Annotated in this window: 10 protein-coding genes; 7 read left to right on the plus strand and 3 right to left on the minus strand. The window is 74.0% G+C overall.

Features of this window, described 5'->3' with window-relative positions:
• Positions 1–89: 89 nt before the first annotated feature.
• Entirely contained in the window at positions 90–359 is a 270-nt protein-coding gene (locus WMF31_RS33675) for a hypothetical protein (protein WP_436605872.1), read from the minus strand.
• A gap of 1,116 nt (positions 360–1,475) precedes the next feature.
• Here WMF31_RS33675 and WMF31_RS33680 point away from each other — a divergent pair.
• From WMF31_RS33680 to WMF31_RS33700, 5 genes are all read left to right on the plus strand, one after another.
• On the plus strand, positions 1,476–3,875 hold the full coding sequence (locus WMF31_RS33680) for a hypothetical protein (RefSeq protein ID WP_436605873.1): 2,400 nt from the start codon (positions 1,476–1,478) through the stop codon (positions 3,873–3,875).
• Position 3,876: 1 nt separating this feature from the next.
• Positions 3,877–6,309 carry a hypothetical protein gene (locus WMF31_RS33685; RefSeq protein ID WP_436605874.1) on the plus strand — a complete coding sequence of 811 codons (2,433 nt, stop codon included), beginning with the start codon at positions 3,877–3,879 and terminating at the stop codon, positions 6,307–6,309.
• Between the two features lie 134 nt (positions 6,310–6,443).
• Positions 6,444–6,782 carry an HU family DNA-binding protein gene (locus WMF31_RS33690; protein ID WP_436605875.1) on the plus strand — a complete coding sequence of 113 codons (339 nt, stop codon included), beginning with the start codon at positions 6,444–6,446 and terminating at the stop codon, positions 6,780–6,782.
• Positions 6,783–6,851: 69 nt separating this feature from the next.
• The gene (tyrS, locus tag WMF31_RS33695) at positions 6,852–8,081 is read left to right on the plus strand and encodes a tyrosine--tRNA ligase (protein WP_436605876.1); all 1,230 of its coding nucleotides are present in this window, start codon (positions 6,852–6,854) and stop codon (positions 8,079–8,081) included.
• Positions 8,074–9,114: a hypothetical protein gene (locus WMF31_RS33700; protein ID WP_436605877.1), complete on the plus strand. Its 1,041-nt coding sequence runs from the start codon at positions 8,074–8,076 to the stop codon at positions 9,112–9,114. The genes tyrS and WMF31_RS33700 overlap by 8 nt, the downstream gene beginning before the upstream one ends.
• Positions 9,115–9,329: 215 nt before the next feature.
• Here WMF31_RS33700 and WMF31_RS33705 read toward each other — a convergent pair whose 3' ends face one another.
• Positions 9,330–10,307, minus strand: a complete 978-nt coding sequence (locus WMF31_RS33705) for a hypothetical protein (RefSeq protein ID WP_436605878.1) — start codon at positions 10,305–10,307, stop codon at positions 9,330–9,332.
• Positions 10,308–10,757: 450 nt separating this feature from the next.
• On the opposite strand from WMF31_RS33705, the gene WMF31_RS33710 reads away from it, so the two are divergent.
• Positions 10,758–12,884, plus strand: coding sequence for an alpha/beta hydrolase (locus tag WMF31_RS33710; protein ID WP_436605879.1), 2,127 nt, complete (start codon positions 10,758–10,760; stop codon positions 12,882–12,884).
• Between the two features lie 46 nt (positions 12,885–12,930).
• Here WMF31_RS33710 and WMF31_RS33715 read toward each other — a convergent pair whose 3' ends face one another.
• A complete protein-coding gene (locus WMF31_RS33715) occupies positions 12,931–13,560 on the minus strand; it encodes a DUF2914 domain-containing protein (RefSeq protein WP_436605880.1) in 630 nt (209 codons plus the stop codon).
• Positions 13,561–13,787: 227 nt separating this feature from the next.
• Between WMF31_RS33715 and WMF31_RS33720 the strand changes: the two genes are divergently transcribed.
• Positions 13,788–15,122, plus strand: coding sequence for a metallophosphoesterase (locus WMF31_RS33720; protein ID WP_436605881.1), 1,335 nt, complete (start codon positions 13,788–13,790; stop codon positions 15,120–15,122).
• Positions 15,123–15,497 lie beyond the last annotated feature (375 nt).

Here is a 15,497-nt window from a genome sequence, read left to right on the forward strand (position 1 = left end):
CGGCGGGCGCAGCTTCGACATTTCCATGTCATCCGCTGTGTTGCGCGCAGGCGGGACAGGCGCCTGTCGATGCCACCTGTCCAGCCAACTCAGGCTGTCCAGCCGAGCAGCCGTTCGCCGAGGGCGAGGGCGGCGAGCCATGCGGCCATGGCGATCAACGGGGTCGCCGCGGCCAGCCACGGGCGGCTGCGCCTCACGAGGAGCGCCATCGCGAGCAGCGCGCCCCAGAGCGCCCAGAGAAGCCCGACCGCCCACGATGGCGCGAGTAGGCCGGTGAATGCATAGGCCAGACCGACCACGAGATGGACGGCGATCCCAGCCCAGCCGACGATCTGTACGGCTCGATTCTGCATGTCCACGCGCGCTCTGATCTACCCCTGTGGAGCCCGTCCATGAGCCATGTTGCGTCCACATCCACAGGACGATGTGGACCCCGAACGCAGGCGGCGAGGCAGAGCCAGCCGAGCCGCAGGAAAGAGAGCCGCGAGGGGGCACAGGCGGAGGCAGGGGCCCTCTCGTGTCCGTGCCGCCGAGGCATCCGGTGCGGGGAGCCCAGGTCACCCGAGCCGGGACGCGCACAGCGCAGGGCATCCTGACAGCGGGAGCACAAAATAAAGCAGAGCGCCCGTTCGACGGTGGGGGGGGAACCGTCACAGGCGCTCTGCCCTGCACCTTTAGCAGGAGACGGGCCAAAGGGTGCCCTTGCCTGGTGTCAGGGGTTTTCCTTTAAGAAAGGGCCCTACATCTTTCACTCGTGAAAACTGACTTGCAACTCTGCGTGTAAAGGGCGCCGTCATGGCTGGGCTCGGCGATGCCACCGTCGCGAGGGTTGCTCATGAGCTCGTCGCCTCCGGAATCCACGAAAGGGGGACGACCCAGGGGGGGTCCGACCCAGGTTGGGTCCCCGACCCCCCGCCCCGACCCAGGTTGGGTCCCCGACCCAGGTTGGGTCCCCGACCCGGGTTGGGTCCCCCGACCCACGTTGGGTCCCCCGACCCACGTTGGGTCCCCCGACCCACGTTGGGTCCCGCCCCCCGACCCAGGTTGGGCCCCGCCGGGGTCCCGCCGAGCCCGACCCAGGTTGGGTCCCCGCCGAGCCCGACCCAGGTTGGGTCCCCGGGGTGGGCATAAAAAAAGAGCGCCCATTCGACGGCGGGGGGGGGACCGTCACGGGCGCTCTGACCTGCATCTCTAGCAGGATGCGGACCAGGGATTTCCTCCCCTCATTTCACCAGGATCTCCCTAGGAAAGATACCTACGACGTTCGATCCTGAAATCCTGCTTGCAGACTCGTTGGACGGAACCACAGCGACCGCCCCGCTCGTCCCCTTCCACCCCGGACAGCGACCTGCTCACCTGCTCCCCTGCCCGCCGCGCCCGCTGTGCGGTCGCGCTCGCGTGCCGGGCCGGACGCCGACCTCCCCGCGGCCGGGGCTCCTTCCTCGGGTCCCGTGAAAGTCGTGTAAAAGAGCCGCGTGTCACCGTCCAGCGCCGACCCCATGTCCTCCGCGCCGCCGGAAGGAACTTCGCCTCCGTTTCAGCCGACCGGCGCCCCTCCCGAGGGAGCGGAGCTCTCGGCCGCCGAGGGCGCGCGCCCCCCGGCCCCCTCCGGCCCGCTCGACCGCCTCGTCGCCGCCTGGCCGCGCGTCGACCCGATCCTGTTCGCCGCCTATGCGGGCGCGTGCGTGCTCTATGCGGCCGTCGCGTTCTACGGGTCGATGCACCGGCAGACGGGAGGGATCTGGTCGGCGCCGCTCGACGACGTCTTCATCCACTTCGATTACGCGCGCGCCACCGCGCGCGGGTACCCGTTCGAGTGGTCCGAGGGCAACGGCTTCTCGAGCGGGAACACCAGCCTGAGCTACCCGTTCGTCCTCGCGCTCGGGTACCTCATCGGCTTCCGCGGCCTCCTCCTGATGCAGTGGGCGGCCATCGTCGCGTGCGCCTCGACGCTCGGCTTTCTGCTCGCCGGCGCGCGGCTCCTCGAGCCCATCGGGCGCTGGGCCAAGTACCTCCTGCCCCCCGTGGCGCTCTCCATCGGCGCGCTCGACTGGTCGCTGTTCAGCGGCATGGAGAACGCCTTCCACCTCGGCGTCTGGGGCCTCGCCACCGTCGTCGCCCTCTCGGTCGTCCGCGCCGCGGGCGCGCCCGGCGCGCGCTCCGCTCGCGCCGCGGCGCCCGAGAGGCGCCTCGCCCGCCTCGGCTGGGCCGCCGGCCTCGCCGGCGCGCTCCTCTACGCCACCCGGCCGGAGTCGGTCGTGTGCGTCGCGGCGCTCTCCATCTACGCGGCCCTCGCGGTGCGACGAGCCCACGGCGCGCGCGCCGCCCTCGCGACCTTGCTCCGGATGTCGTCGCCCGGCGCGCTCGCGTTCGTCGCCCAGGCGATCGCGAACCGCGTGTTCACCGGCGAGTGGGCCGCGAGCGGCGCCATCGCCAAGCTGGCGCTGAACAACCCGTACATGACGGCCGAGGAGAAGTGGGAGACCTACCAGTTCCTCGTCCACTACGTCGTCGCCCGGAACACCAACCACCACTTCGCCGATGCGCTCCCCTGGGGGTGGCTCGTCCCCGCCCTCGCGCTCCTTCCCCTCGCCCATCGCGCCACGCGCGGGATCGCCGCGCTGCTCTGGGTCCAGGCCGCCGGCTGGCTCGCGCTCGTCGCCCTGAACGGACAGGTCCGCTGGCAAAACGAGCGCTACACGATGCCCTCGGTCGCCTGGCTGCTGGTGCTCGCGGCGATGGGGCTCGCCTTGCTGGTCGCGCGCGGCACGCCGGACAGCGTCCGCCGCGGCGCCGCGCCCGGAGGCGCCCCGGCCGGGCGCTGGGCGCGGATCGCGGCCGCGCCGGCGCGCGCCCTCGGCGTCGTCGACGGGCTCGCCGCCCGCGCGAAGCTCGCCGCCCACGGGCTCTGGGCCGCGCGCGTCGTGCTCGCCCTCGCCCTCGCCGCCCTGTTCTGGATCCACCAGCTGCCCAGGATGCGCGACCAGATCTGGTTCTTCGGCCGCGCCAGCCGCAACATCCGCGACCAGCACCTCGTCGCCGGCAAGGTGCTCGCCGAGCTCAACGTGCGGCGCGTCCTCGTGGGCGATGCGGGCGCGCTCCTCTACGCGTCCGACCGGCCGGGGCTGGACCTCATCGGGCTCGGCGGCTACCACGACCTCCCGTTCGCGCGCGCCGGCGTCCACGGCCTCGGCGCCTCGCTGGAGCTCATCGAGCGCATCCCGCCCGACGAGCGCCCCGACGTCCTGGCCATCTACCCGAGCTGGTGGGGCGAGCTCCCGGCCATCTTCGGCACGCGGATCGTCTCGATCCCCGTGGTCGGGAACGTGATCTGCGGCGGCGCCGAGAAGGTCATCTACCGGGCCGACTGGGGCCCGCTCGCGCGCGACGCCGGGCCTGCGTCCCTGCGCGTGGATGAGCGCGTCGTCGATGAGCTCGACGTGGCCGACCTCGTGAGCGAGCGGGAGCACGGCTACGCCTTCCCGCGGCCGCAGGCCGGCTTCGTCAGCTTCAGCGTCCTCCCGCACCCGCGCGAGGCCGGGCGCGATCGGTTCGACGCGGGGCGCGTCATCCCGCAGGGCAGGAGCGAGACCGCCCGCCTGCGCGCCCCGCGCGGCGGGACGGGCAGGCTCATCGTGCGCACCGCCGCATCCCACCCCGCCCGGATCCGGGCGGAGGTCGACGGCCGCGAGGTCGGGCAGCTCGTGATCCGCGCGGGCGACCGCTGGACCGAGGCCTCGCTCCCGCTGCCCGAGGGCCTGCCCGAGACGTTCACGCTCACGCTGACGCCGGTCGAGGGCGCGTGGACCAACCACCACGTGTGGATCGTCGAGCGCGCCGCGCCCCCCGACGCGCGCCCGCTCGCCGGGCCGTGACGTGCGCGCCGGCATCCCTTGCGATCCTGCGCAGTGGATCGCGCTCGCGCTGTCCCTGGCCGCGCTGCTCACCGGCGCCTGGCTGCTCCGCCGTGCTCGCCCGCCTGGAAACAGGTCCTCCGGCGCCGCGCTCCCCCCCGGCGCCACGCCCTCGCCGCCGGGCCCTGCGCTCCGCCCGATCGCGGCCCGGGGCGTCGCGATGGCAGCGGCCCTCTCGGTCGTCGCGGCGCTGCTCTCGGCCGCCTACGTCGCGGCCTATCTCCGGGGCGGTCCCCGCATCATCGACGCGACGAGCTACTGGCTCGAGGCGCGCGCGATGGCGGCGGGGTACCTCGCGTGGCCGCTCGACGAGCCGGCCGCCTCCGTCCTCGGCCGCTTCCTCCTCCGGAGCGAGGCGGCGACCCCCGACGGCGCGGACCGCGTCGCGGTCCTCTTCCCTCCGGGCTACCCCGCGCTCCTCTCGCTCGGCTTCCTCGCGGGGGCGCCGCTCGCGATCGGGCCCCTGCTCGCCGCCGCGCTCACCGTCGCCACCTACGACCTCGCCGCGCGGTTTGCGCCCGAAGGCCACGACGCCTCCGGGGGCGCCGCGCGGATCCCGTTCGTGCCGCTCCTCGCCGCGCTCTTCTCGGCGCTGTGCGCCGCGCTCCGCTACCACACCGCCGACACGATGTCGCACGGGCTCGCGGCGCTCTGCTTCACGGTCGCCCTCGCGTCCGCGCGGCGCGCGCTCGATCACGCCCGCGCCGCCGCCAGGGCGGGCGCCCCCGCGACGTGGACCGGCCCGGCCGGCCGCGCCGCCGCGATCGCGGGGCTCGCGGCCGGCTGGCTCGCGGCGACGCGCCCGCCGAGCGCGCTCGCCCTCGCCGCGACGCTGCTGGTCCTGCTGCTGGGGAGCGCGGCCGCGTCCTCCGGTGCCCTCGCGTCCTCCGGTGCCCTCGCGTCCTCCGGTGCCCTCGTGGCCCACGGCGCGCGGCTCGGGAAGCTCGCCGCGGCGATGGCGCTCGGCGCGCTCCCCGGCCTCGCGCTGCTCGCGGCGCACCAGGGCGCGGCCACGGGCGCCCTCGCCTCGTCGCAGGCCGCCTACTACGCCGTCTCCGACGGCCCGCCCGGCTGCTTCCGTTACGGCTTCGGCGACGGGATCGGCTGCCTCGGCGAGCACGGCGACTTCGTCCGCCACAACCTCCCGGAAGGATACGGCTTTCTGGCCGCTGCCGGCACGACGCTGCGCCGCCTCAAGCTCCACCTCGTCGACGCGCTCAACGCCGAGCCGCTCGCGCTGCTCGTCCTCGCCGGCGCCGTGATCGCGCTCCGGCGGCCGCGAGCGCGCGCCCTCGCGCTCGCCCCGCTCTTCCAGATCGCCGCCTACGCCCCCTTCTACTTCGACGGCAACTACCCCGGCGGCGGCGCCCGCTTCTTCGCCGACGTGCTCCCGGTGGAGCACGTCCTCGCCGCCCTGGCCGTCCTCGCGATCGCCGAGCGCGCGCGGGCTCCGCGCGCGGCCGCCGTCCCTCGCCCGGGCGAGCGCCTCGCGGCGGCGCTCCTCGCGGCGGCGCTCCCGCTCGCCGGCTTCGCCTTCCGCGCCGGCTTCGATCATGCCGCGCTCCGCGATCGCGAGGGCGGCCTTCCCATGTTCGATCCCGCGGCGCTCGCGCGCGCGGGCGTCGCGCGCGGCCTCGTGTTCATCGACACGGACCACGGCTATAACCTCGCGTTCGACCCCGCCCCCGGCGACATCGCGGTGCTGCGCCGCCGCGGCGACGCGCTCGACCGGATGGCGTGGGAGGCGCGCGGCCGCCCCCCCGCGTACCGCTACCGCTTCGCGATCCCCGACGGCGGCGGCCTCGCCTCCGTCTCGATCGCGCCGCTCTCCTTCGACGCTTCCTCGCCCCGCGAGGCCCTCATCGAGGGCGAGTCGCTGTGGCCGCCGCGCGCCCAGCGCCGCGCCTGGGCGCTGCCCGAGCACGCCGGCGGCACGTGCGCGTCCGGGGAGCGGCTCCTCGCGGTGCGCGCGGCAGCAGGCGGCGACGCCGCCGTGCGCGCGGCACCAGACAGCGACGCCGCCGTCCGGATCGGCCTGCCCGCCCGCTGGCTGCGCGGCGCCCGGCTCAGCCCGCGCGTGGCCGTCGGGGGCGAGGGGGCGGGCGAGGTGCGCCTGGTCGTCGACGGCGTCGCGGTCCATGCTTGGCGCGTCGAGCCAGCCGCCCCGGAATCTTCCGGCGCCCCGCTCACCTGCATCGAGCTCCCGGCGCACCCGATCCCCGAGCGCGCCGTCGAAATCGAGCTTTCCCTCGCGCCGGAATCGCGGGAGGCGCGCGGGGAGGCCGCCGTCGCTGCGGGCGCCGCCGCTCCGGAAGGCCTGAAACGCGCGAAAGACGAGGACCTGTTCGCGCTCGACGCGCTATCGATCGCGGTCGGAAATTCGGTTGACCAGTAGTCCCGTAACATGCGAGCTTTTCATAGGATTCTGTTGTCATGCGGCTCCTGGACCGGCGCGCTCCCTGGAGCTGATCCGTGGAAGGCGGCAAGCCGGGCGCCGGCGGCAGGTCCGCTCTGTGGGGGAGGTGGACCATGACGAAGAGCGAGCTCATCGACGCCATCGCGGGACGGGGAGAGCTCACCAAGGCTCGAGCCGAGCTCGTGGTGAACTGCGTCTTCGACGCGATGACGCAGGCGCTCCAGCGCAACGAAGGCATCGAGATCCGCGGGTTCGGCAGCTTCACGGTGAGGCCGTACAAGCCGTACAGCGGCAGGAACCCCCGCACGGGACAGCCCGTCCCGGTGCCCGCGAAGCGGCTCCCGTTCTTCAAGGTCGGCAAGGAGCTCAAGGAGCTCGTCAACGCCAGCCGCGCGTACGCAATCTCTGGCGATGACGAGGACGACGACGACGACGATAACAACGACGAATGAGCGCCGCGCTGCCGCGGGGCCATCGCCCCCCTGGCGGGCGATCCCGCCGCGCGGTAGAAGCGGGGCCCCATGGTCCCCGCCGAACGTCAGCTCGAGATTCTCTGCAAGGGTGTCGTTGACCTCCACGTCCGCGCCGAGCTGGAGGAGCGCCTCCGCGAAGGCAAGCCGCTGCGCGTGAAGGCCGGCTTCGACCCGACCCGCCCGGATCTCCACCTCGGCCACACCGTGGTGATGCAGAAGATGCGCGAGTTCCAGGAATTCGGGCACAAGGTCGTCTTCGTGGTCGGCGACTTCACGGCGATGGTCGGCGACCCGACCGGCAAGAACGAGCTGCGCCCGCGGCTCTCGCGCGAGGAGGTCGTCGCCGCGGCGGAGACCTACCAGGCCCAGGCGTTCAAGGTCCTCGACCGGACGGCGACCGAGGTCCGCTACAACTCCGAGTGGCTGAACAAGCTCGATCCGACGCAGATGATCGAGCTCTGCGCGAAGTACACGGTCGCGCGCATGCTCGAGCGCGACGACTTCGCGAAGCGCTACGCCGAGGCGCGGCCCATCTACGTGCACGAGTTCATGTACCCGCTCCTCCAGGCCTACGACTCGGTCGTGCTCGAGGCCGACATCGAGCTCGGCGGCACCGACCAGCTCTTCAACCTGCTCGTGGCGCGCGACCTGATGCCCCGCTACGGCAAGCGCGCCCAGATGGTCATGACGATGCCGCTCCTCGAGGGCACCAACGCCCGCGTCGAGGACGGCAAGGTCGTCGGCGCCAAGATGTCGAAGAGCGCCGACAACTACGTCGGCATCACCGAGCCGCCGTTCGACATGCTGCAGAAGCTGATGCTCGTCGATGACGGCGTCATCTGGCGGTACATGGAGCTCCTCTCGTCGCGCCCGCCCGAGGAGGTCGCGCGGATGCGGGGGGCGGTCCTCCGCGGCGAGCAGAGCGTCATCGAGGTGAAGGAGCTCTTCGCGCAGGAGATCGTCACGCGCTTCCACTCCGCCGAGGACGCGCGCGCCGCGCTCGAGCGGCGCCGCAGCGTCGCGGCCGGCGGCCTGCCCGAGGTCATCGAGGAGCTGCGCGTCGCGAGCGAGCGCGACGCCATCCCCATCGGCAAGGCGCTCGCGCTGGCCGGGCTCGCGAGGTCGACCTCCGAGGCGATCCGCCTCGTGAAGGGGGGCGCCGTGCACCTCGACGGCGAGGTGATCAAGGACGAGCAGCTCAAGCTCGAGCGTGGCAAGCGTTACCTGGTCCGCGTCGGCTCGAAGAACCGCCGCTTCGCCCACATCGTCGTTGACTGAGGCGCCCGGGCGCGGGCCGCGCCGGCGCGGCGTGGTCTTCGGCCTCCTCTCCTGCGCCCTCGGCCTCGCGCTGCCCGCGTGCGGCGGCGCGCCGCCGCCTGCCGCCCGGCCGAGCCCGCCGCTGCCGCCGCTCGACACGGCGGACCTCACGCGCCTCCTGCCGCAGGCGGGGCTCCGGTGGCTGATCCTCGCCCGGCCCCGCGAGATCGCGGCGGTGCCGTGGCTCATCCCGTGGATAGCGCTCGTGGCGCCCGAGGAGAACCTGGCCCGGCACGCGCGCGCCACGGGCATCGATCTGCGGCAGGTGCGCGAGGCCGCGATCGCGTCCTACGCGGGCGCGGCCGGCGACGTCACGTTCCACGTGGCGCGTCACAGCGGGGATCCGCGCACCATCGAGCGCCTGTTCCGGCGCCGCCTCACGGGCCGGGAGCGGCGCGCCGTGGACCGCCCCGACCTCGTGCGCCTGTCGGGCGACATCGGCAAGGCGCCGCACACGCTGGTGCTGCTCGGCCGCGAGGTGGTCGGGCTGCAGGACGGCGGCAGCCCCGGGCGCGGGCCGGCGCGCATCGCGTCGCTGTACGCGCTCGGCCGCCTCCGGCGCTCGCCCACGGCGCTCTCGGGCGGCCCGCTGGCCGCGCTCGAGGCCCGCTTCGGCCCGGCGCCGTTGCGCGCGTTCGCGCGCGGCCCGTTCGAGGGGGAGCTCGCGCGCGGCGCGCGGGGGCTGCTCGCCGCGGCGACGGCCGTCGGCGCGGCCGCGAGGCCGAGCGCGCGCGAGGGCATCGCGCTGGCGATCGCGGTGGCGGGCGACTTCTCGGCGAGCGGTGAGGCCGCCTCGGAGGAGCTGCTCGCGGCCTGGAACGAGCTCGCGCACGGCTCGTTCGGCCACCTGCTCGGGCTCGACGCGCCGGTCGAGCCGCCGCTCGCCACGCACGCGCCCGACGCCGTGGCGATCGCGGTCGAGCTCGATCCGCGGGCGCTCGCCCGGGGGCTCGCTGCGGCGACGGGCGAGAGGCTCCAGGAGATGCTGCGGTAGGCGCGCTGACGCGCGGCGTCCTCGCCGGCGCCGGGGGGGTGGGGCACGCTGGCGTGCGCGCTCCTCCTTCGCATGGGCGTCGGGGACTGGAAGCTCGCCGCGCAGGGCGGCGAGGAGGTCGACCTCACGGGATCATCGGCTCAAGACCATGCCCCTTCCGGCCCACGAGCTCCTCCGCCGAAAACGCTATTTCGCTGGGCCGCCTCGGCCACCCGTCAGGAGAGCACTTCGGAAGCCGTCTTCGCCCCGAGGACATTATCGATCCAGCGGTCGAGGGTCGCGATGTCCGAGCATGCCTGGACGCGCGCGCTCTCGTTCTCGGCGAGCACGATCCCTGCGCGCGCAAGCAGCCGCAGGAGGGTTTCCTTCTTGCCCTTGAGCTCGCCCTCACGCATGCCCTCGAGCTTGCCCTCACGCATGCCTTCGCGCTTGCCCTCACGCATGCCTTCACGCTTGCCCTCACGCATGCCCTCTCTCATGCCCTCGAGCTTGCCGCGATCGATGAGCCGCTGCACGAACGGGGGGAGAGTCGCCGCGCCTTCGATCTGCCGTTCCATGACCAACGCCTCCAGAGCCTGCTGCATGGGTTTGCGCAACCCGTCCCAGATGAGCTGAAAATAGACCATCGCGTGTTCCTGGTCGAGCCGGCCCAGGGCCGCGAGCGCCGCCTGGAGCACGGTGAGCCCGTTCGGCCCGTTGCCGTGCGCCACCGCCGACAGCACGGCGAGCTCCGTCTCCTTCTCGGCGTCGGCCGGGTCGGTGATCTCGGGGACGACGGCTGGACCGAGCACCAGCGGCGTGACGGTGCCGAGGCCCAGGCCGAGGTCGATGCTCTCCGCCGCCCAGGCGGCCACGCCGGCGTCCGGCGCGACCACGAGGACGACCGTGGCGCAGCGCTTCCTGGCGCGCACGCCCGTGACGTACATCGGCCACGAGAACTTCTTGTCCGGATCCACGTCGCGCTGGACCTCGAGGACGATCGCCAGCACGAGCTTGCCGTTCGCGTCGCGCAGCTCGAGCACCAGGTCCGCGCGGAGCTCCGCCGGGATGAGCTGGTCGAGCGACGACTCGACCACCGAAACCGAGGCGTGCGGCGGCACCTCGACATGGAAGAGCGTCGCGAGGACATGGGGCGCGAGCTCCGGGCGCTCACGGAACATCTCGACGAGGGCGTTGTGCTCGAGCGTCGGCATGACAGCGGCCTTGAGCACGCCCCATACCGACGCGAAACGACGGGAAAACGCGGGAAGAGCTCCAGCTCAGAGGGTGGCGGCGCCATGGCGGAGCAGGGCGGCCATCATGCCCCCTCCGTGGCACACCGGCCCAACGATCAGTCGATTCGCGAACCCAAGCCACCGGACCAGGTCTGTCTAGCGAAGAGCGCCTCTCAAAAACCTCCTGTCTCCAGGCGGCAGAGGGGGGGCGCGTCGCGTCGTTGCTCCCCTCGGCCGCCTGGCTCGGTCCGGTTTTGTTCGGCGCTCTGAAGCTCTTCGGCCTCTCGCGCGGCGGGTACGATGACCGCGTCACGCGTACACTCGAAGAGCTCGACCTCCAGACGGTCCTGCTGATCCTCGCCCTCTGTTCCCGGACTGACCGGAATTTTGCCGGGTTTTCCCCTGGCGTAGCTTTCGGTAAGCACAGTCATGCCCACCACGACCAGCGGCTTCTTCCTGCAATGCGCCTCGCGCGGCACGCTCGAGCTCGTCGTGCCCGCGGCGGAGGCGCCGTTCGGCATCGAGCACCACCGCCGAGAGGACCCGGCAGGCCCCTTTCGCCTCGCGGCGACGTTCGCCGGAGGTCTCGGCCCTGTCGGCGCGGCCTCGCTGATCCAGAGCAACTTCGGCGATCCCGGCCACCTCGAGGCGGTGGCGCGCGTCGGCGATCGGCTGGCGGCGTTCTGGTGCGCGCCGGAGCGCGAGCCGACGTGGAGCGAGCCGCGCTTCTTCGGAGAGGGGGCCGCGGGCGATCCTGCCCTGATCCAGGGCGGGTTCGGGGGGAGGGGCAACTTCGAGCTCGTGGTCCCTCACGCGGGCGGCGGGATCGCGCATTATCACCGCGACAACGACACGGCGGAGCTCGGCTGGCGCGGCCCGACGATCTTCGGCGCGGACCTCGGGCGGGTCGACGCCGTCGCGATGACCCAGCGCCGGGGCGCCGCGCCGGGGGACCTGGAGGTCGTCGCGCGCCTCGGGGATCGCGTGGTGTTCTTCTGGCGCTCTCCCGGCGCGGGCGCTGCGTGGCAGGGCCCCGAGGAGGTGGTCTCCGGGGTCGCGGGGGCGCCGGCGCTCCTCCAGGCCTCCTCGGGCCGGGGCGCCCCCGGCGAAGGGGTGATCCTGGAGCTCTTCTCGCCGCTCGCGGGCGTGGGGCTCGCCCGGTGGGTTCGCGGCGACGACGCGCGCGGGGCGCGCTTTCGCGGACCGACGGTGTTCGCCACGGATCTGGGCCGCTGCGAGGCGGTGGCGGCGGTCGAGAGCCAGCCGTCCGGGCGGATCGATCTCGTGGTGCGCGCCGCGGGGCAGGTGATCCACCTGGTGCGTGACGGCGAGCACTGGTCGCGGCGCGGGGCGATCCGCGGCGGTTCCCCTCCCGCGGCCACGCCCTTTGCGGAGGCCCCGCGCCCGCCGGCCATCACCTCGTCGCCCCAGCCGGCTGCGGCCGCGGCGCCGTCGCACCCGCCAGCCGCGGCCGCCAGGCCGTCCTACGCGCCGGCCGCGCCCGCCAGGCCATCGCGCCCGCCCGCCTCTGCCTCGTCGTGCCCGCCCGCGCCGATCCCCGCCGGCGCGGCGCCTCGGCTGCGCAGCGGGCCGCACCGGGCGGGGTTCCGGCGCATCAGCGCGATCTCGCTGTCGGCGGAGGCCTGTTACCCGGGGATGTGGGCGTTCCAGGGCGATCTCTACCGCTGCCCTGCGCGGGCCGCCGCGCTGCTCTACTACCCTGCGTCCGCGGACGGCGAGGAGGCGCCGCTCTCGCCGGGAGGCCCGTTCCCGGTCATCGCGCTCGGCCACGAGCGGCGGCTCCGCACGAGCGTGGTCAGGCCCGGGGCGGCCGTGGATCCCGGGCAGGACTACCGCCAGCTCGCCGGCATCATGGCGCACCTCGCGCGCTGGGGCTTCGTCGTGATCGCGCCGGATCTCTCGTGGCTCACGCCCGACGACGCGCCCCAGCGGCGCGCCGCGGTGCTCCGGGACGCGCTCTCGCACCTCCGGGCCGGGTCGCGGGGCCCGCTCCTGGCCGACTTCGACCGGGTGGGCCTGCTCGGTCACGGGCTCGGCGCGCAGGCCGCCCTGGCGCTGTCGCTCGACGCCGCGAGCCCGTTCCAGGTCCGCGCCCTCGCGCTGCTCGCGCCTGCGGGCGAGCGGGCTGCGCCGGCGGGCGATCCCGGGCGCGCTCCGCCCCTGGCCGTCGACGCGCTCGCGCCTCGCCCCGTGCTCGTCGTCCGCGGCACCGCCGACCCCATCGCCGCCGCCTGCCCGGCGGCGCTCTACGAGCGCGCGCGCGCGCCGAAGCACCTCGTGACCCTGCCGGGCGCGAACCACTTCGGCTACACGACGTCGCTCGGCCTCGCCGAGCCGCTCGACGAGGAGGCCGAGGTCCCGCGGCGCGAGCAGCAGGCGATGGCGATGGGGTACCTCGCCGCGTTCTTCAACGGGTATCTCCGCGGCGCGCGCGGGAGCCTGGAGGCGCTCTCCGGCGAGGCGGCGCTGGAGGGGCTGGAGGCGAGGGAGATCTCCGTCCGGGCGGAGGTGAGCGGCGAAGGAGCGGGTAGCTAGCGCCGCTGCGGGACGAATCTGCGGCTCGTCCTCTACCTCGCCCCCGCTACAGCGTCACCTCGAACGGCGCGCTCGCGAGCACCTCGCCCGTCTCGGATCGCACGAGCGCCGTCCACTCCCCCACCTTGCGAGCCCCGCGCGTGAACGCCCACGTCCTCCACCTCGGCGAGACCCCGACCCCGAGCGTCACGTTGCCGACGGGCTCCCCGCCGTCGGGCGGAACGAACTCCACGGTGACCTCCCCCGCCGACTCGCCCCGATTCTCGAGCTCCACGAACGCATAGATTCGCTCCGTCGCCGGCACGCTGAACGTCGTCCCCGGCTCCACCGGCTCACGGTTCTCCACGCCCTCGGCGACCACGAGCCGCTTCACCGTGAGCTCCGCTTTCCCCTTCTTCCCCTCCTTGGCCCCCTTGCTCCTCGTGCTCGCCGCGGCGCGCGCGGCCGGCGAGGGCGCCGCCATCGTCGCGGCCGGCGAGGGCGCCGCCATCGTCGCGGCCGGCGAGGGCACCGGCGCTGCCGGTGCCGCGGCGGCCGGCTCGGAGCAGGGCGCCGGTGGCGGGCTCGCGACGGCGGCAGGCGCCGGTGGCTGCGTGTCATGACGCTCACTGCAGCCCGCGAGCGTGACCGTGCAGAGCGCCAGAACCATCCTCCATCGACCCATGTTCGTAGCCATCGCCATCCTCCTCCGCGATCCGGGGCGTCCCCTCCCTGCGCTCCGGTCTCCGCGCTGTCCTCCGCGCTCTCATGGCAAGGCGTGGACCGCCGCGGATCCGCGAAAAACGCCAGGAAATTCGCCCAAAAGTTCGTCGGACGTGTGGCTGCGTGACCGCGCGTGTGTGTCCGCCGCGGCGACCGCGCGGACCCCGGACACGGGAGCTGTGGAGTGCTACTTTCGAGCGCGTGTTCCAGCTCGGCGGACTGGTCGTCACGCTCGTCAACGGGCTCCTCGGCCTCTTCATCCGGCGGCGACTCCGGGCGTCGTTCCCGCGGCACGGCGCGCTGATCGACGCGCTCTGCGCGGCAGGGTTCCTCCTGCTCGCGCCCCCGGCGCTGCTCATGGCCATCGCGAGCTTCTCGGGGCTGCGCGCGCTCCAGCGCCACGCGCCCGACGCGCTGTCGTTGCTCTCCTTCGGCGCGCAGATGAGCCTGCTCGTGTACGGGCTGCTCTACGGCATCGCCGCCGCCGCGCGCGCGGCCCTCGGCGCGCTCCGCCGGCGCCGGCCGGCCCCGGCCACGCCGACCCCGGCCGCGCCGGCGCCGGGCGCCCCCGAGATCCCCGAGGCCCCGCCGCACGGCGACCCCGGGCCGCAGGCCGCCCTCGCGGTCGACGCCCGGCCGGCGCCGGAGATCGTCGACGAGGGCCGCCGTCGCCTCGTCGCCGCCACGACGTGGGCGCTGCCCGTGGCGGCGGTCGCCGTGTCGATGGGCGGCGTGCTCGCCGCGCGAAAGATGCCGGTCGTCATGAGGATCGCGCTGCCCGTGCGGCGCGAGCTGACGAACCTGCACGGCGTCACCATCGCGCAGATCAGCGACGTGCACGTCGGCAGCTACATGGACGCGGAGCGGCTCGACGAGATCCGCGACGCCATGAACGCGATCCGCGCCGACATCCACGTGGTCACCGGCGATCTGCTCGACAATCACGTCTCCCAGCTCGAGCTGTCCGCGCGGTTCCTGCGCGGGCTGCGCCCGGTTCGCGGGCAGCTCGTGTTCTGCATGGGAAACCACGAGTACATCGCCGCCCGCTCGGCCAGCGTCGGGGCGATCGTGAGGGGCCTCGAGGAAGCCGGCGCCCAGGTGCTCGTCGACGAGGCGCGGGAGATCCGCCTCGGCGGAGATCGCCTGTGGATGGGCGCCATCGACTATCCCAGCCGCGCGCGGCCCGGGCAGCCCGCCCGCCGCCCGACGCGCGACGGCCTGCAGCGCGCCCTCGGCCAGATGCGGGACGACGGCGCGCCGCGCGTCCTGCTCAGCCACCACCCGGGCACGTTCGTCGCGGCGCGCGAGCTGCCCTTCGATCTGATGCTCTCCGGGCACACGCACGGGGGGCAGATCTCCCTCGGCCGGATCGGCGAGTATCCCCTCACCCCGATGTTGCCCGCGGGGCGCTACCACAACGGCCTGTTCGAGCACCGCGGCCGGCGCCTCTACGTCAACGCCGGCGCCGGCGGCTGGCTGCCGGTGCGCATCAACTGCCCGCCGGAGATCACGCTCGTCGAGCTCGTCCCGGCCTGAGCCCGCGATGCCCGTGCGCGCCAGAGGGGGCCCGTCCCCCCGCGCGCGCTCTGCTGTGCGCCCCGGAGGGGGTCCCGTCCCCCCGCGCGCGCTCTACAAAGCGCTCCCGAGGGGGTCCCGGACCCTCCGGAACGCTCGACAGAGCGCCCCGGAGGGGTTCCGACCCCCCTCGTGGCGCAAAATCGAGCCCTTCCGGCGGTTGAATGGCACAAAAATCCGCTCTCCCGAACGATTTTTGGCACAAGATTGCACGAAAAGTCGCTCCGCAGAGCGATCTCGAGGGGTCCGGACCCCGGTGTGTCGCAATGCATTGCGGTTGAGCCCGTGCCGGACCCCCCTCGAGTGGCACAGCTCCAGCCGATCCGGCACAGATCG

The sequence above is a fragment of the Sorangium sp. So ce1036 genome (assembly GCF_051369805.1).
GTDB classification, from domain to species: Bacteria; Myxococcota_A; Polyangia; order Polyangiales; family Polyangiaceae; genus Sorangium; species Sorangium cellulosum_F.

What these genes read in the sequence shown, in the direction of transcription:
- WMF31_RS33710 (WP_436605879.1), top strand. Translation starts at nt 10,758, where the DNA reads ATGCCCACCACGACCAGCGGCTTCTTCCTGCAATGCGCCTCGCGCGGC.
- WMF31_RS33690 (WP_436605875.1), top strand. Translation starts at nt 6,444, where the DNA reads ATGACGAAGAGCGAGCTCATCGACGCCATCGCGGGACGGGGAGAGCTC.
- WMF31_RS33705 (WP_436605878.1), bottom strand. Translation starts at nt 10,307, where the DNA reads ATGCCGACGCTCGAGCACAACGCCCTCGTCGAGATGTTCCGTGAGCGC.
- tyrS (WP_436605876.1), top strand. Translation starts at nt 6,852, where the DNA reads ATGGTCCCCGCCGAACGTCAGCTCGAGATTCTCTGCAAGGGTGTCGTT.
- WMF31_RS33715 (WP_436605880.1), bottom strand. Translation starts at nt 13,560, where the DNA reads ATGGCTACGAACATGGGTCGATGGAGGATGGTTCTGGCGCTCTGCACG.